Origin of the sequence: Aureimonas fodinaquatilis, assembly GCF_008369445.1 — a bacterium.
Taxonomy (GTDB): domain Bacteria; phylum Pseudomonadota; class Alphaproteobacteria; order Rhizobiales; family Rhizobiaceae; genus Aureimonas; species Aureimonas fodinaquatilis.
Genome location: NZ_VTWH01000002.1, coordinates 1 through 16661, shown reverse-complemented (window position 1 = coordinate 16661; position 16661 = coordinate 1). Strand labels below are relative to the sequence as shown.

The following is a 16661-nucleotide window of genomic DNA, read 5'->3' as shown; positions in this document are numbered from 1 at the left end:
ATCTATCATCTCTCCACCAGTTTCATCCGGCGGTTGAACCAGTTCATCAGCACCGAAACCGTCAGACTGATGCCCAGATAAACCGTCATCCAGATCACCACGACTTCGATTGACTGACCGGACTGGTTCAAAACCGTCGATCCGACGGCAACCAGTTCGGGATAGCCGATAGCCAGGCCGAGAGAGGAGTTTTTGGTCAGGTTGAGATATTGGCTGGTGAGCGGTGGAATGATGACCCGCAGCGCCTGGGGTACAACCACAAGCCGCAACGCAAGTCCGCGTCGCATACCAAGCGCGGCGGCAGCCTCGCTCTGCCCATGGGAAACCGCAAGGATACCGGCCCGGACAATCTCGGCAATGAAGGATGCGGTATAGACCGACAGAGCCAGGAAAATTGCCAGGAATTCCGGACGGATGCTGAAGCCGCCCGTCAGGTTGAATGTTCCCTGAACCGGCACTTCAAAGGTCAAAGGCATTCCCAGAAGAACAAATACCACCAGCGGCAGGCCAACGATAAGGCCCAGCGCAATCAGCCACATCGGCCTGCGCCGGCCGGTTCGCATCTGCTCGGCTTTGACAGCGCGACTGACAAAAAATGTCAGGATGATTCCAACTAGAAGAAACGCGCCGATGATCCAGCCATTATCGCCCCAGACCATTGATGGCGTTTGAAGGCCGCGATTGGAAAGATAGCTCGAAAACGGCAAGTCAATGGCATTGCGCGGCAATGGCAGTACGGCAAGCACGCCGAAATACCAGAAAAGAATAACCAGAAGAGGCGGCAGGTTGCGGAAAATCTCGACATAGGTGGTCGCAACGCTTCGAATAACGAAATTGTGCGACAGCCGGCCGATGCCCACAATAAAGCCCAGAATCGTTGCGAACACGATACCGGTTCCAGCAACGATGAGCGTGTTGACCAGTCCGACCAGCAGCGCCCGCCCATATGTGGAGTTGCTGGTATAGGCTATCGGCACCTGGGAAATGTCAAAACCTGCCCTGCCCTCCAGAAATCCGAAGCCGGACGCGATGTTGGCAGACCTCAAATTGGTAGCGGTGTTGTGAACGATCCACCAGCCAAAGGCGAACAGCGCGCCTATGAGAACGATCTGAATTACCACGCTCCGAAACGCTGGATTGGTCAAAAGGCTTTCGCGCGTTGGGGCGGTTTTGATCGTCTGAGTATCAGCGGTCATGGGCACCTGTCAGCTATTTGAGCAGTTTTGGCAAAGCCGCCATGGGTCCTTGCGCTGAAACTGCGACAAAAGAGGAAGTTGGGACGGCAATTGCGTCAGTCGAAGCGAAAATGCGCCTGTAACAAGTAACCGCGGGCCAGTCATGACCCGCGGCATTCTTCAAATCCGGTCGGGTTTAGCGAACCGGAGGAGCGTATTGCAGACCACCATCGGTCCACAGAGCGTTCTGGCCACGTGCAATGCCCAGCGGCGAGCCGGCACCGACATTGCGCTCGAAGATTTCACCATAGTTGCCAACAGCGGTGATAGCCTGTGCGGCCCAGTCAGCTGGCAGGCCAAGATCAGCACCATAGGTGCCTTCGGTGCCCAGCAGACGGCGGATTTCAATGTTTTCCGAGGTCTTCATCTCTTCAACATTGGCCTGAGTGATGCCAAACTCTTCAGCATTCAACAGTGCGAAGTGAACCCACTTCACAACGTCAAACCACTTTGCATCGCCCTGGCGAACTGCAGGCCCGAGTGGCTCTTTGGAAATGATTTCGGGCAGAACGATATGCTCGTCTGCATTGCCCATTTCCAGACGCGAGGCATACAGGCCGGAAGCATCTGTTGTCAGCGCGTCGCAACGACCGCTGTCATAGGCAGCATTCACGTCTGCCTGCGATTCAATAACGACCGGGTTATATTCCAGATTGTTAGCGGCAAAATAGTCCGCCAGGTTCAGCTCGGTGGTGGTGCCGCTCTGTACACAAACTGTTGCGCCCGACAGCTGAAGCGCCGACGTTACGCCAAGCGATTCACGAACCATGAAGCCCTGGCCGTCGAAATAGTTGATGCCAGCGAAATCCAGGCCGAGAGCAGAGTCACGGCTGGCAGTCCAGGTCGTGTTGCGCGCAAGAACGTCAACTTCGCTGTTCTGAAGTGCAGGGAAGCGCTGAACTGCGGAAAGCGGAGAGAAAGCAACCTTTGTCCCATCGCCGAAAATTGCCGCAGCAATCGCGCGGCAGTAATCAACGTCGAGGCCGGCCCATTCGCCATCATCTTTCTGGAAGCCGAAACCTGGAAGCCCCGTGTTGACACCACAGCGTACAGTCCCCCGGGACTTGGTTTCTTCCAGCGTCTGGGCAGCGGCCGTTCCGGCTGTCGCACCCATTGCTGTCAGGCACAATGCCGCGGTCAGAAGCTTCAAATTCATCAGAATACCTTCCCAATTTGTTATTAGAGCATACCGCAATCATTGCCGAAATGGCTAACGCGGGATATCCCGGACAATGACTTCGTACACTGCCAATCACATGCGATAATGTTTTGCAGGTCAAGCTTAGATCGCATATTTTGCACGTGCGAATGGTGTAACCAAAGTTACTGCCCTATTCATGAGCGGGAAGATACTATTTTGAGCAACAACCGTAAGTATACTGAACAGAATCAGCGCTTTCACACCCGGGCAGCACATTCGGGGTTTGATTCCCGCTCGTTTCACGGCTTCGTAAATCCGCCAGTCGTTCATGCATCAACGGTGCTGTTTCCCGATATGGCAACCTTGCGCCGCAACGGGCAGCAATACACTTACGGCCTGACCGGCACCCCCACAACAGCGGCGTTGGAGGCAGCTTTGAACGAGCTTGAAGGCTCGCATGGCACCGTGCTTGTTCCCTCGGGTCTGGCAGCAATCAGCTTGCCGCTTCTCACTTTTTTGTCAGCAGGCGATCATCTTTTAGTTGTAGACTCAGTATACTTTCCGACACGTCGATTTTGTCGCAGTGTGTTGCAGCGCATGATGGTGGAAATCACCTATTTTGATCCTTCAATCTCGACCGAGACCTTCGAATCGCATTTGCGACCGAACACAAAAGCAGTGCTGCTGGAGGCACCGGGCTCCAATACATTCGAGATGCTGGACGTTGCGGCTTTGAGTGCCGCCGCACACAAGGCCGGTGCAGTTGTTATGATGGACAACACCTGGGCAACCCCGCTTTATTTCCGACCGTTGGACCATGGCGTGGATGTTTCCATTCATGCTCTCACCAAATATCCGGCGGGGCATTCCGACATCATGCTGGGCAGCGTTTCCACCACGGCCGAGTGCTATGGTCGGCTGCGCGAAACCCAGATGGCCATGGGGATCAACGCTGCACCGGACGATGCCTACATGACCCTGCGTGGTCTGCGCACAATGCCGACGCGCATTGAGCGGCATGAAAAATCCGCATTGCAACTCGCTCAGTGGCTCGAAACCCACCCTCGCATTGCCAAAGTGCTCCATCCCGCCTTGCCATCTTTTGAAGGCCATGAGCTTTTCAAACGCCAGTTCAGCGGCTCCACGGGTTTGTTTTCCATTGTGCTTGCTGGCGGAGGCGATGTTGAAGGTGCGGCCTTTGTCGACGCATTGGAAATTTTCGGGATTGGTTACTCATGGGGCGGGTTTGAAAGCCTCGCCTTGCAGGTGGAACTGTCGGACAGAACGGTAGCTGTCGCGCCGAAGGAAGGTCCGGTCATCCGCCTGCAGATCGGGCTGGAGGATGTGGAAGACCTTCAGCGCGATCTGGAACTGGGCTTCGCCGCTCTGGATCAGTTAGACGGCTGATCAGGGTTTCTGTTCAGCCGCTCGCATTTTTTCATATTGTTTGAGCAGCTTTTCCGTTGGCTGCTGTGGTTTCAAGTCCACTCCGGCGGCCAAGCAATCGGCAATGGTTTCCAGCGCTGTGATGCGGGCAAAATGCTTGTCGTTCGCGGCAATTACGGTCCATGGTGCAAAACTGGTGTGGGTTTTGGCAAACATGTCGTTGGCGGCCTCTTCATAAAGCCCCCATTTGTCGCGGTTGCGAAAATCCTCATAACTCAGTTTCCAACGCTTGAGCGGGTCTTCCATCCGGTCCCGAAACCGCACAAACTGTTCTTCCGGGGTGATGTACAAAAATATCTTTGCAATGCGGATACCGCTGCTTTGAATGGAATTTTCAAATGCCACGATCTCGTCATAGGCCCGCCGCCATTCGGCTTCAGTGGCATAACCTTCCACCCGCTCCACAAGCACGCGGCCATACCATGAACGATCAAACACTGCGATTTCGCCCTTGATCGGCAGACGCTCCCAGAACCGGGCCATGTAATGATGCTTCATATCGTCCGGCGAGGGAGCGGCGATTGGCCAGACCTTGAAGCCGCGCGGGTCCATAACCGTGGACATACGTCGTATGGTTCCGCCTTTTCCGGCGGCGTCCCAGCCTTCGAAAACGATGGCCGCGCTGTCTCCCGTTCTCAGATAAGCCTGCTGAATCTTGACGAATTTCTTCTGAACCTTTTTCAGCCGTTCCTTGTAATCGGCTTTTTCCAGCCGAACCGTCATATCAAGATGTCCAAGATGCGGGCTGGGAGCAAATTCGGGGCTTTTCATACGCGCACCTTCACATAGATTGTTGGTTGGCAGAGCAAACATGCTCTCTACATGTAACAATATGGCTATTTGCCAAAACGGAAAGTCCGCAATGTTGCCGCGCAACCAAGAAGGCGCTGGCGCGTTAATTTTTGGCACTCGTAAAGCCAGTTTATGTGCAGGAGATTGGAATGTTTCGTGACAAGCCCACAGCCATCGAGCAATTATCAGATGCGCTGAGCGACATTGGAGATCGTATTTCCAGTATTGAGCATCAGATCTCCGAGCGGGTGAATCCCAGATCGGGCACGCTGGAGCGCATTCGCCGCGAGATCGGCAGATTGCCCGGAATAAACCAGGCCAGACCGCAGAATTTTCTGTCGGATCTGGTATCCGGGTGGCATCTGCCGGACACCGATGCAGCCAGAGAGACGCTGCGCTCCGGCGCTCACGAGGTGGGCGGCCATCTGCGTGATGGGGCGGACGCGCTGAAGACCTATCTGCCAGCAGTGGCCCCGGCGCTGTCCAGCCTCCGCTTGCCAACCATGCGCCAGCTTCGGCGCTACAAACAGCCAACTGGGCTGATGGCAACTATGCGCGCCAATCCGGGGGTAACCACAGCCGTTGTTGCCGGTGGTTTGGTCATCGCGGCGGGCGCTGCACTTTATGCGACAAACCGCATTGCGGAGCATGCCGAAGAGCCGGATTATGACGTCGAGCGTCAGGACGGTGACATTGAAATTCGCAGCTACAAGCCCATGCTGGTGGCCGAAACCATCAAGAGCGGATATCACGAAAAAGCGCGTCGCACCGGCTTTGAAACTCTGTTCAATTTCATCCGCGCCAGCAACCGGTCGGGCCGCAAGATTGCAATGACAACTCCTGTCATGCAGCAGCTGGCGGAAGGTGAGACTGGCAAGGGCTGGGCCATTCGGTTTGTAATGCCTGGCAAATACACCAAGTCCACAGTTCCTGCGCCGGGTACAGATGACGTCAAAATTGTCGAAGTCCCTGCCCGCCGCGTTGTCGCCATTCGTTTCAGCGGGGCATTTTCAGCATCACTGGCCAGTAGAAAGCTGATGGCGATCTACAATTATCTGGCTGATGAGAATCTGACCCAGAAGGGTGATCCGGTCTACGCATTTTACAATCCGCCATGGACACCGGGCTTCCTTCGCCGGAACGAAATTCTGATCGAACTCGAATAACGGTATTCAAATACCCTATATATGTGGTTAAATAATACCACCTCCCGGAACCTCTGCGTTTTAAGGGGTTTCGGGGCCAAACATGCAAAATCAGCACTTGATTTTATGGGCTTATCACAATATTGAAGCGTCAAAGCATGGTCCCAGCGGCCATCTTTTTCGTATGCTGGAGGTTCGCTTCCGGTTTTTGAACGGATTTCCAAGGGTAGACCCATGAAAACCTTCTCGCAGAAAAACGAGACGGTGGAGAAAAAGTGGATCCTGATCGACGCCGAAGGGCTTGTCGTAGGACGCCTTGCTTCACTGGTCGCGCTTCGCCTTCGTGGCAAGCACAAAACCACTTTTACTCCGCATGTTGATGACGGTGACAACATCATCATCATCAATGCCGACAAAGTGGTTTTCACTGGTAAGAAATACCAGAACAAAACCTATTACTGGCACACCGGCTATATCGGTGGCATCAAGGAACGCAAGGCTCGGGAAATTCTCGAAGGCCGCTTCCCTGAGCGTGTTATGGAAAAGGCTGTGGAGCGCATGCTGCCACGCGGCCCGCTTGGCCGTCGCCAGTTGAAAAACCTGCGCGTTTACTCCGGCGCAGAGCACCCGCACACTGCCCAGACTCCGGAAGTTCTGGACGTTAAGGCGCTCAACTCCAAGAACGCGAGGGCTGCATAATGGCCGATTTCAATTCGCTCCAGGAGCTTGGCTCTTCCAATGCAGTAGAAGCATCTGCTGCACCGGTGCACGTTCAGAAGCTCGATGCATATGGCCGCGCCTATGCCACCGGCAAACGCAAGGACGCTGTTGCACGCGTATGGGTCAAGCCAGGTTCTGGCAAGATCACCATCAACAACCGTGATTTCTCGGAATATTTCGCGCGTCCGGTTTTGCAGATGGTCCTGCGTCAGCCTATCGTAGCTGCTGCTCGGGATGGCCAGTTTGACATTATCGCAACCGTTGCTGGCGGTGGTCTTTCGGGCCAGGCCGGCGCTGTGCGCCATGGCATTTCCCGCGCCCTCACCTTTTATGAACCAGGCCTTCGCCCGGTTCTGAAAAAGGGCGGCTTCCTGACACGCGACAGCCGTACGGTTGAGCGTAAGAAGTATGGTAAAGCCAAGGCTCGCCGTTCATTCCAGTTCTCGAAGCGTTAATCGCTTCACCATCCGGAACTGCAAGGGTCGCGGGAAACTGCGGCCCTTTTTGTTTTTTGGTCGATCGTCAAATGTGAGCTATCGATCACCCACACTGCGCTCTAATTCTTTGCAGGTCGCATTGTCTTGCCGTTGAAATGGTCCGTTTCAACGAGAAATGCTTAGAGTGTTGCGGGCGATCTATCGATCACCCACACTACGCTCTAACTCTTTGCTGGTCGCATTGTCTTGCCGTTGAAATGGTCCGTTTCAACGAGAAATGCTTTTGGGAAATACGGCATGGCTTCCAAATCCATCGACAACGCCTTTACGGCAACATCAGATCTGGGCGCTGCCAGTGACCCGACCTATGCCGGTGCAGCATCGTTCATGCGTCGGCGCTATACAAAATCAGCTGTGGATGCTGACATCACAGTGTGGGGCGTGCCATTTGACTCGGCAGTTTCAAACCGCCCCGGCGCGCGCTTTGGTCCGGCCGCTATTCGCCGGGCATCAATGATTTTCGACAATGACCCGCAATATCCGTTCCACATCGACCTGTTTGAAACGTTGAAGGTTGTCGATTATGGCGACTGCATGATCGACTATCGCCTGCCGGAACTGGCCCATGCCGCAATGAAGGCTGAGGCGTCGAAAATTCTCGCGCAAAGCCGGTTTCTGCTGACACTGGGCGGCGATCATTCCATCACGCTTCCATTGCTTCAGGCGCATGTTGAAAAGCACGGCCCTGTTGGCCTTGTGCATTTTGACGCGCATCAGGATACGTGGTCGCTGACACAGGATATTGGTGGCACCAACCGCGTTGACCACGGGTCATTTGTCACTGCCGCTGTCGCAGAGGGCCTGCTGGATGTAGACCGCTCGATCCAGATTGGTATCCGCACTGACGCGCCGGAAAATTACGGCATCAGAATCATGCATGGCTATGATGTTGAAGAGCTGGACGCGAGTGCCATCGCCGAAGCGGTTATCGAGTGCGCCGGGCAAGGCCCGGTCTATCTGACGTTCGATATAGACTGTCTTGATGCGGCTTTTGCACCGGGAACTGGCACACCGGTTTCCGGCGGCCCTTCCAGCGCCAAAATGCTGTCCGTTCTGCGCAAACTCGGAAAATTGAACATTGTCGGAGCGGATGTGGTGGAAGTTTCGCCACCTTTCGACCATGCTGACATAACGGCAATTGCTGGCGCTACCGTGGCCATGTATATGATCGGCCTGAAGGCAGAAGCTGCCAAAACTTCGAGTTGACGCGGCTGAACAGGACTGAGATTTCAATATGAAACCACGCATTTTCATCGACGGCGAACATGGCACCACCGGTCTTCAGATCCGCAGCCGGATGGAAGGGCGTGCCGATGTGGAATTGCTGTCCATTCCCGAGGCAGAGCGCAGAAACGCGGCCATGCGGGAAGACCTGCTGAACACAGCCGACATCGCCATTCTGTGCCTGCCCGATGATGCCTCGCGCGAGGTCATTGCGTTTTTGTCCGGCAACACAACCACAAGAGTAATTGACACCAGCACCGCCCATCGGACCGCGCCGGGCTGGGTTTATGGTTTTGCCGAGCTGGAAAAGGAACAAGCAAGCAAAATTCGCGACGCAAGGTTTGTTGCCAATCCGGGCTGTTACCCAACAGGGGCAATAGCACTGCTGCGCCCCTTGCGTGATGCAGGACTTTTGCCGGGTGACTACCCTGTGTCGGTCAATGCGGTCTCGGGCTATACTGGCGGTGGCAAGCAGTTGATCGCGCAGATGGAAGATGCAGCGCGTCCCGACCACATCACCAGCGAGCATTTTCTGTATAGGCTGGATCTTGCCCATAAGCACCTGCCCGAAATGAAACTCTACGGCCGTTTGCCGCGCGAGCCGATTTTTGCGCCTTCGGTCGGCCGTTTTGCGCAGGGGATGCTGGTGCAGGTCCCTCTGCATCTCGAAGGCGTGTCGGTTGAAACCGTCCATGCCACTCTGGCAGACCATTACGCCGGTCAAGGCATCGTCACGGTTGCCTCACCGGCAGAAAGCGCCGCCGCAAAACGGCTGGACCCGACCGAGTTGGCCAATACCGACCTGATGAAACTGCATGTTTTTGCATCGCCGGATGGAACACGGCTTAATCTGGTGGCGCTGCTGGACAATCTTGGCAAAGGCGCTTCAGGCGCAGCCGTGCAGAATATGGACCTGATGCTGTCAGCCTGATCTGCGCATGCCCTGCGCATGCACAATCGCCAGTGTCAGAACAACTATGGCAAATGCCTGATGTTTCAGGGCCCAGCCCATGGGCACATGCAGCAACAGCGTAGCAATTCCCATTCCAGCCTGAATCAGAATGGCTGCGAACAGGTAAAAGGACAGCAAGGCATATTTCGACGCCGGCGCCTCGCGGAAGCACAGAACCATATGCGCAGCAGCGGCTGCAAACAGCAGATAGGCGCCAATGCGGTGGTTGAACTGAACCGCCATGACGTTTTCGAACAGGTTGCGCCATAGAGGTTCGATAACCCACAGGCCGGATGGCACGATCGCGCCATCCATCAGCGGCCAGGTGTTGAAGGCCAGCCCGGCATTCAATCCGGCAACGAGTCCGCCGAGATAGATCTGGAAAAGACACAGAAAAATCAGCACAACGCCAAGGCGGCGGTTGAGCAGACTGGCTTTGGCATCTTTGATTGCGGGCTTAAGGCCTTCGGCCACCCACATTGTGGCGGCGAAAATCAGACAGGCAAGCGTCAGATGCACCGCCAGGCGGTATTGACTGACATCCGTCCGCTCACTCAGGCCGGAGGCAACCATCCACCAGCCAATGAAACCCTGCAAACCGCCCAGCGCCAACAGGCCGACCAGCCGTGGCTTCAATCGGGCTTCTATTCGCGCCGTTACCCAGAAAAAGACCAGAGGCAAGGCAAAAACAATACCCACGCCGCGTGCCAGAAACCGGTGCGCCCACTCCCACCAGAAAATATTCTTGAACTCATCCAGGCTCATGCCTTTGTTGATAAGCTGGTACTGAGGTATCTGGCGGTATAGATCAAACTCTTCCTGCCATTCCTGCGCGGACAGCGGTGGAATAACGCCATGGATCGGCTTCCATTGCGTAATGGAAAGGCCGGAATCTGTCAGGCGGGTAGCGCCGCCCACAACCACAAGCGCGAAAACCATCAGCGCCACGACATAAAGCCAGTAACGAATGGCAGTCCGGTTGGCCAATGTCTGGCTGGCAGGAAGACCGGTGGCGGCCGCGTGGCCGAGCTGCGAACTGTTCATCAAAAACACGCCGTCAATCAATGAAAGGCTGGCAGTTGCTGCGCACTGCCGTTAGAGCATTTCCTGTGGAAGTGGAATCACTTCCACAGCAGGACAATGCGACAAAACCAAGAGTTAGAGCGCTTCACATGATCGGATGATCGGATGAAGCGATCTGAAATGCTCATGTGGACCCAAACGGCAAAGATCGCAAGTTTGTGGGAGCGATTAACGGTTTTGTGTCCTGACTTGAACAAACAGGACCAATGACAATGCCCGTGCGACTGAAAAAACTCATCGGCACAATTCTGCTGGTTATCATAGTGGTGGTGTATGCAGTGGTGGCAACGGCGGTGGCCGTCGCGCAACTGTCGCAATCCAGCGCGTGGGTTCACCTCGCTTACTTCCTGCTCACCGGCCTGCTTTGGATATTGCCCGCGATGCTGGTTATTCGCTGGATGGAAAAACCGCCGCGCCAATAGAGCTTTTTCGGATTGAAGAGTCTGCTCCACTGATCTTTACTCATGATTAACCATAAACCGGCTATTAAATCTCCAGTTGCAATATCCGGTGGGCGGCATGGAAAAATGGGGCGTCCTGGCTGTCTTGAGCTTGACCGTACTGTCCGGTTGCAGCACCTACGCGCCCCCTGCTCCAGCGTTTCACCCGCAGCTCACCGGTGAACATTACGTCGATTCCGGCGACATGCTGCGCGTCACCGTTTATGGTGAGAACGACCTTTCCAGCCAGTACGCCGTGGATCAGGCAGGATATCTGTCGTTGCCGCTGATCGGCGAAGTACCTGCACGTGGACGCACAACGCATCAACTGCGCCAGGCCATCACTGCCCGTTTTGCCGACGGGTTTTTGCTGCATCCGGATGTGGCCGTGGAAGTGGCCGAATATCGGCCGATCTTTGTGATGGGTGCGGTGCAGAATGCCGGCAGCCATGCCTTCATGCCCGGCATGACCGTGCAAAACTCCGTTGCAATTGCAGGCGGCTTTCAATCCGGAGCAGATCAACGCACGGTAGATTTGACGCGGCAGGTCAACGGTCAGGTCATGACCGGACGTGTGCTGATCACCGACCCGGTGATTCCGGGTGACACGATTGTTGTGCGCCCGCTTTTCTAAAGCGTCTGACGCAATCCCTGATCAGCTTCAACGCACCCGTTCTTTGCCTGCAGGCCTTGTCTCATGGTCAAGACGAACCCGTTTCAACGAGAGATGTTTTCAGCTGCCGGGCCAAAGCCAGAGCGCCATCCAGTGCGTCGCCGGCGGGTACACGCAGATATGTCTGAATGTCATCAGACAAAAGCGGCTGGTATCGAACCGCCAGACCGCCCAACAAGGCAATGGCTGGCGCACCCAATGCCATCAGCCGCCGAAGCCCGCTTTCCACCGCAGCCACCCGCGCTTGTATGATGTGCCGTGCCACTGCATCATTGCCGCGAGCAAAATCCCAGACCAGCGGGCAATAGCTGCCATAATCCCGTGGGGTGGCTGATCTTGAAAAATGTGCAACAGCCGCAGCACTGCCGCCAAAGCTGGCCAGAATCGCCTCTGTAAGGCCGCTTTGCGGGCCCATCTCATCATGCGCCAGCAATGCTGCTGCCAAAGCCGCGCGACCGATATCCGCCCCGCTGCCACCATCTGAAAGCGTCAGCCCCCAACCGCCGAACAGCGTTTCCACACCGCCCGCTCTGGCAACATAGGCCGACCCTGTGCCCAGAATGGCAATGCCGCCATCGCACCCTGCATGGGCGCCCAGGCAGGCGGTTATGGCATCGCTTTTGATGGTTGAAGCGGCAAAGGGAAGCTGCTGTTCAGAAAAATCGCTGGCGGTCTTTGCAAGATTTGCACCGGCAAGCCCCAGGCCCGCATGGCATTTTGCCAGACACCGCTCTTCCAGACCGGCCTGTGCCAGGGCCGCAGTGGCCGTCTCAACAATGGAGTTGCGTGCTCCAGCCGGGTCGGAAAATATGTTGGCGCTGCCACCTTCGGCCTCGCCAACAAAAATGCCGCTACCTGTTGTAATACGGACGCGGCAGCGAGTGCCGCCGCCATCCACACCCAGTAACAAGTATTCGCTCATTGTCGCCTGCGCTAGATCAATCCCCGCTTCGACAGGTTTCGCATTAGATGACTTGCGGCGAAAGTCCATTTTTCGCAAGCATCGGTAGAGCGGATTTCATTGGACAAGGCGCCCAGCCGCGGCGAGCGGATGGTGACAACATCACCCACCTTGTGTGTAAAGCCTTCGCCCTCCACATCCCGGTCGTCTGTCGGGGCAAACAATGTGCCAAGAAACAGCACAAGCCCATCAGGATAGGCATGATGATCATTCAACGCCTGGGACGCCAGGTCAGCCGGATCACGACTGATTTTGTCCATCAGGGAAAAGCCTGAAAGCTTGAAGCCATCCTGCCCTGTCACCGTCAGATCCAGACGTGCCTTGCGAACATCGTCCAGCGAGAATTCGCCATCAAAGAAGCGCAGCACCGGACCGATTGCACAGCTTGCATTGTTGTCTTTTGCCTTGGACAGCAAAAGCGCCGACCGTCCTTCAAAGTCGCGCAGGTTCACGTCATTGCCAAGAGTGGCACCGACAATTTTGCCCGCGGAAGAAATTGCCAGCACAATTTCCGGCTCAGGATTGTTCCATGCCGAATCCGGACGAACGCCAGCCAGTTGCCCGGAGCCAACAGAAGACAGGATTTGCGCCTTGGTGAAAATTTCAGCATCCGGGCCAATGCCCACTTCCAGATACTGACTCCAGACACCTTTTTCGATCAGCACCTTTTTCAGCGCCATCGCCTCCGGTGAACCGGGGCGCAGTGCCTGAAGATCAGTGCCGATGAGACGCCCGATTTCTTCCCGGATTGACCGGGCAGCGGAAGGATCTCCCTTGGCGCGCTCTTCAATCACCCGCTCCAGCATGGAGACGACGAAGGTCACACCTGCGGCCTTAAGGGCCTGCAGATCAACCGGGGCCAGAAGCCACGGCTTCGTCGCATCCCTTTTGTCGGGATGCGCGTTGGCAAGAAGATCAGCAAACGAGCCGAGCGTTTCGCCTGTCGCTTCCCGCAAGGCAGCGGCAGGGTCAGGAGCTTCGCACAGGTCGCGCATGGTCGGAAATGCAGCAGAAATATCCACCACATCACCGTTGCGAATGGCCACAATCGCCGGGCCACCAAGATCAGGCCGCCAGACGCGACCGGCCAGAGCGGCCTTGTCTGCGTCTTCCGGTAGAGTTTCGTTTGCGCCTGGCCAGATATCAGCCATTGGTCGCAACCACCGACTGCTGCTGCTCACCCAGACCAGCAATGCCCAGACGCACAGTGTCGCCAGCCTTCAGATAGCGCGGCGGCTTCATACCCATGCCCACGCCCGGAGGTGTACCGGTGGTGATCACGTCGCCTGCTTCCAGCTTCATGAATTTGGACAGGTAGGAAACAATGTGTGCAATCGTGAAAATCATAGTCGATGTATTGCCGGTCTGCACGCGTGCACCGTTCACATCCAGCCACATATCAAGATTTTGCGGATCGGAAATTTCATCCCGCGTCACCAGCCATGGGCCGATTGGGCCAAAGCTTGGTGCGCTCTTGCCCTTGGTCCACTGGCCACCGCGCTCGATCTGCCACGCACGTTCGGAAACGTCATTACAAATTGTGTAACCGGCAACGTAGTTTAGTGCGCTTTCTTCAGAAACGTTGTAAGCGTCTTTGCCGATGACGACGGCAATTTCAACTTCCCAATCGGTCTTTTCCGAACCGATAGGAATGTACACTTTGTCGTTCGGGCCGGTGATGGACGAAGGCGACTTGTTGAAGATGATGGGCTCGCTTGGAATCGGCAGATTGGATTCATGCGCATGGTCGACATAGTTGAGGCCGATGCACAGAAAGTTGCCAACACGCCCTACAACAGGCCCAAGGCGCGAGTCGGCAGGCGCAACCGGCAGGCTGGCAAGATCGGCCTTGCGCAGTTTGTCCAGGCTGGCATCAGACAGATGCTCGCCCGAAAAATCCGGTACAATAGCCGAAACATCGCGGATTTTGCCGTCTGCATCCACAACGCCCGGCTTTTCCTGACCGGCGGCCCCAAAACGTACAAGCTTCATTAAATTCCATCTCCCGGTTGCGCTCTGAGCATTACTGGTTGAAACGGAATCGCTTCAACCGCAAGACAACGCGACAAAGCAAAGATCCAGAGCGTTTCAGGTCAATCTTCGACCAGTTGAGACGCTCGGGACGCACTTCGAAATCACAAGTCCTCAATTGCCGTAACACAGGTTACGGCAATGGAACAGGTGTTATTTGCCCCAACGCAGTGCAATAGGGTCAACCTCACGGGCCAGCTCAAGCATCCCCGCACGTGTTGCCGGGTGCAGCTGTTCCAACGGATGGCGAACACGGTCGCATGCAATCACGCCGCCTTCCTGCATGACTGTCTTGGCTGCGCGCAGGCCGCACTGGCGGTTTTCATAATTCACCGCCGGCAGAATGCGTGCATAGGCTTTTGCGGCCTCTTCACGCCGCCCGGCACGGTGATGTTCAAAAATCGGCTTCAAAAGGTCCGGCAGCATGGCGCTGGACATTGTGCCTGTTGCACCGGCATCCAGATCGGCCATCATGGTGATGGCTTCCTCGCCGTCAAACGGACCTTCAATAACCTCGCCGCCCTGCTCAATCAGCGCGCGAAGCTTGGCCGCAGATTGCGGCACCTCAATCTTGAAATAGCGAACCAGCGGCAGCTCCCGCGCCATTCTCACCATGAATGGCACCGAAAGCGCCACGCCTGAAAGTGGCGCGTCCTGAATCATGATCGGCAGGCCGGAAGCCTCAGCCACACGCGCAAAATGCTCGTAGGTGTGCTTCTCATCCGCTTTGAGAAAAGTGCCGTGATAGGGCGGCATCAGCATCAGTATTGCTGCGCCCAGTTCAGCGGCCTGTTTGGCACGCGCCGCGGCTATGTCCGTCGAAAAATGGCTGCATGTCACCATAACGGGCACCCGCCCGGCCACACGCTCCAGACACAGCTTTGTCAACGTTTCGCGCTCTTCGTCAGACAGCAGAAACTGTTCGGAGTAGTTTGCCAGAATGCAGATGCCATCCACACCCTGGTCAATCATGCAATCCATGACCCGGCGCTGACCTTCCAGGTCAATTGAGCCATCTTCACGAAATGGTGTGGGGGCAACGGGAAACAGGCCGGTGAAAGGCTGCTGAGAGTGAGACGATGTCATCGCATATTCCATGATCAAAGGATGATGTGAGGAAAAGGCCACGCCACCCCCGGAGGAGTGGCGCAGCCCAATATTAAGCTTCAATGACGAAAGTTTACTGCAACATTTCTGCTGGCAGAGACTGACCGAAATACTCTTCGTAAATTGCGTTCAGCTTGCCATTGTGCAGGTTGGTCGAAACCCACTCATTGACCCATTCTGTCAGTTCAGTATCGTTCTTGCGAAGACCAATGGCCATTGGATAAGCGGCCATTTCAAGCTTGACCTCATGTTCCAGGCGCGGGTTGTTTTCCGCCAGATCCTGCGCAGTCGAAAGTGCTGCGGCAAACAGGCTCTGCTGGCCGGTGCCAACCGCGGTCGTTGCCGTTGCTTCATCTTCGTAACGAACGATGGTGGCGTTAGCGCCGGATTCCTTGACCAGTCTGGTCACTTCAATATCGGCAGTTGTGCCACGCGCCACGGCAATCTGCTGGCCGGCCAGATCGGCAGGGCTGCTGATGGCGATGGATGCAGGTGCGGAAATGACAACAGGAATAACGCCGTAAGGACGCGAGAAATCAATAACCTTTTTGCGCTCTTCGGTGATCGAGAAAGACGCGATAACCAGATCAACACGATTGGAAATCAGAAATGGCACACGGTTGGCACCGGATACGGCGACAACCTCAAGTGCAACGCCCAGATCTTCAGCAAGAAGCTTGGCGGTTTCGACGTCTGATCCGGTCTGCTGTGCCGAACCGTCGAGCATGCCGTAAGGAGGATGACCAAGGTCAATCGCAATGATAACGCGGCCGCGTTCCTTGATCTCTTCCAGCTTGTTTGCGTGCGCGGGCTGCGCCAGCAAACCAAATGACAGAGCCAGTGCAAATGCACCAGTAAAAGCATGTCTAAGCATTCATTATCCTCCAGAGAACCGGCTTCCTCTGCCGGTAGAAATGTTCAGAAAAACTCACAGGCCGTTGCCGACGAACTGGTTGAGCTCCGGTGTCTTGGGGTTCAACAGCATGTCTCCGGTTCCGGTTTCCCAGACTTTTCCCTCGTGCATGAACACGATGAGATCGGCGACCTGACGTGCAAAAGCCATTTCATGGGTTACCAGAACCATTGTCATGCCTTCCGCCGCCAGCCCGGCAATAACGCGCAGCACTTCACCGGTCAGTTCCGGGTCCAGTGCCGAAGTTACCTCGTCAAACAGCATCAGCCGTGGCTGCATGGCCAGCGAGCGGGCAATTGCC

General features: G+C 55.7%; 18 protein-coding genes. 8 read left to right on the top strand and 10 right to left on the bottom strand.

All coding sequences use genetic code 11. The features are described 5' to 3' along the window. Window positions 1–5: 5 nt before the first annotated feature. Both FPY71_RS06145 and FPY71_RS06140 read right to left on the bottom strand, forming a co-directional pair. Window positions 6–1196, bottom strand: a complete 1191-nt coding sequence (locus tag FPY71_RS06145) for an amino acid ABC transporter permease (protein WP_149298787.1) — start codon at window positions 1194–1196, stop codon at window positions 6–8. Window positions 1197–1371: 175 nt separating this feature from the next. Next, window positions 1372–2391 (bottom strand): amino acid ABC transporter substrate-binding protein, encoded by a 1020-nt coding sequence (locus tag FPY71_RS06140; protein ID WP_149298785.1) that lies wholly within the window; start codon window positions 2389–2391, stop codon window positions 1372–1374. A 201-nt stretch (window positions 2392–2592) separates the two neighbouring features. On the opposite strand from FPY71_RS06140, the gene metC reads away from it, so the two are divergent. After that, window positions 2593–3783, top strand: a complete 1191-nt coding sequence (gene metC / locus FPY71_RS06135) for a cystathionine beta-lyase (RefSeq protein WP_246160171.1) — start codon at window positions 2593–2595, stop codon at window positions 3781–3783. Here the strand turns inward: metC and FPY71_RS06130 are convergent, their stop codons facing one another. Beyond that, window positions 3784–4593 (bottom strand): polyphosphate kinase 2 family protein, encoded by an 810-nt coding sequence (locus FPY71_RS06130; RefSeq protein ID WP_149298781.1) that lies wholly within the window; start codon window positions 4591–4593, stop codon window positions 3784–3786. It lies immediately after the preceding gene. 170 nt (window positions 4594–4763) lie between these two features. On the opposite strand from FPY71_RS06130, the gene FPY71_RS06125 reads away from it, so the two are divergent. The 5 genes from FPY71_RS06125 to argC all read left to right on the top strand — a co-directional run bounded on the left by FPY71_RS06125 (window position 4764) and on the right by argC (window position 9131). Continuing rightward, window positions 4764–5780, top strand: coding sequence for an SOUL family heme-binding protein (locus FPY71_RS06125; protein WP_149298779.1), 1017 nt, complete (start codon window positions 4764–4766; stop codon window positions 5778–5780). Between the two features lie 213 nt (window positions 5781–5993). After that, window positions 5994–6458 (top strand): 50S ribosomal protein L13, encoded by a 465-nt coding sequence (gene rplM, locus FPY71_RS06120; RefSeq protein WP_149298777.1) that lies wholly within the window; start codon window positions 5994–5996, stop codon window positions 6456–6458. Beyond that, complete coding sequence (gene rpsI, locus FPY71_RS06115; protein WP_149298775.1) at window positions 6458–6934, top strand: 30S ribosomal protein S9; 477 nt, start codon at window positions 6458–6460, stop codon at window positions 6932–6934. The genes rplM and rpsI overlap by 1 nt, the downstream gene beginning before the upstream one ends. A 279-nt stretch (window positions 6935–7213) precedes the next feature. After that, the gene (gene speB, locus FPY71_RS06110; RefSeq protein WP_149298773.1) at window positions 7214–8182 is read left to right on the top strand and encodes an agmatinase; all 969 of its coding nucleotides are present in this window, start codon (window positions 7214–7216) and stop codon (window positions 8180–8182) included. Between the two features lie 28 nt (window positions 8183–8210). Continuing rightward, entirely contained in the window at window positions 8211–9131 is a 921-nt protein-coding gene (gene argC / locus FPY71_RS06105; RefSeq protein WP_149298771.1) for an N-acetyl-gamma-glutamyl-phosphate reductase, read from the top strand. Here the strand turns inward: argC and FPY71_RS06100 are convergent. Continuing rightward, window positions 9123–10196, bottom strand: a complete 1074-nt coding sequence (locus tag FPY71_RS06100) for a COX15/CtaA family protein (protein WP_149298769.1) — start codon at window positions 10194–10196, stop codon at window positions 9123–9125. The genes argC and FPY71_RS06100 overlap by 9 nt on opposite strands. A 251-nt stretch (window positions 10197–10447) precedes the next feature. Between FPY71_RS06100 and FPY71_RS06095 the strand changes: the two genes are divergently transcribed. Both FPY71_RS06095 and FPY71_RS06090 read left to right on the top strand, forming a co-directional pair. Beyond that, entirely contained in the window at window positions 10448–10657 is a 210-nt protein-coding gene (locus FPY71_RS06095) for a DUF2842 domain-containing protein (RefSeq protein WP_149298767.1), read from the top strand. Window positions 10658–10781: 124 nt separating this feature from the next. After that, window positions 10782–11309 (top strand): polysaccharide biosynthesis/export family protein, encoded by a 528-nt coding sequence (locus FPY71_RS06090; protein WP_246160170.1) that lies wholly within the window; start codon window positions 10782–10784, stop codon window positions 11307–11309. 67 nt (window positions 11310–11376) lie between these two features. Here the strand turns inward: FPY71_RS06090 and FPY71_RS06085 are convergent, their stop codons facing one another. The 6 genes from FPY71_RS06085 to FPY71_RS06060 form a co-directional block, all read right to left on the bottom strand. Continuing rightward, a complete protein-coding gene (locus tag FPY71_RS06085; RefSeq protein WP_188052238.1) occupies window positions 11377–12270 on the bottom strand; it encodes a glucosamine kinase nucleotide-binding domain-containing protein in 894 nt (297 codons plus the stop codon). An 11-nt stretch (window positions 12271–12281) separates the two neighbouring features. Further along, window positions 12282–13460, bottom strand: coding sequence for a fumarylacetoacetate hydrolase family protein (locus tag FPY71_RS06080; protein ID WP_149298761.1), 1179 nt, complete (start codon window positions 13458–13460; stop codon window positions 12282–12284). Continuing rightward, the gene (locus FPY71_RS06075; protein ID WP_149298760.1) at window positions 13453–14301 is read right to left on the bottom strand and encodes a fumarylacetoacetate hydrolase family protein; all 849 of its coding nucleotides are present in this window, start codon (window positions 14299–14301) and stop codon (window positions 13453–13455) included. The genes FPY71_RS06080 and FPY71_RS06075 overlap by 8 nt, the downstream gene beginning before the upstream one ends. 192 nt (window positions 14302–14493) lie before the next feature. Next, window positions 14494–15426 carry a dihydrodipicolinate synthase family protein gene (locus tag FPY71_RS06070; RefSeq protein ID WP_149298758.1) on the bottom strand — a complete coding sequence of 311 codons (933 nt, stop codon included), beginning with the start codon at window positions 15424–15426 and terminating at the stop codon, window positions 14494–14496. Between the two features lie 94 nt (window positions 15427–15520). Continuing rightward, window positions 15521–16321, bottom strand: coding sequence for a transporter substrate-binding domain-containing protein (locus FPY71_RS06065; RefSeq protein WP_149298756.1), 801 nt, complete (start codon window positions 16319–16321; stop codon window positions 15521–15523). A 54-nt stretch (window positions 16322–16375) separates the two neighbouring features. Beyond that, on the bottom strand, window positions 16376–16661 hold a 286-nt coding region (locus FPY71_RS06060), incomplete at its 5' end, for an ATP-binding cassette domain-containing protein (protein ID WP_149298754.1).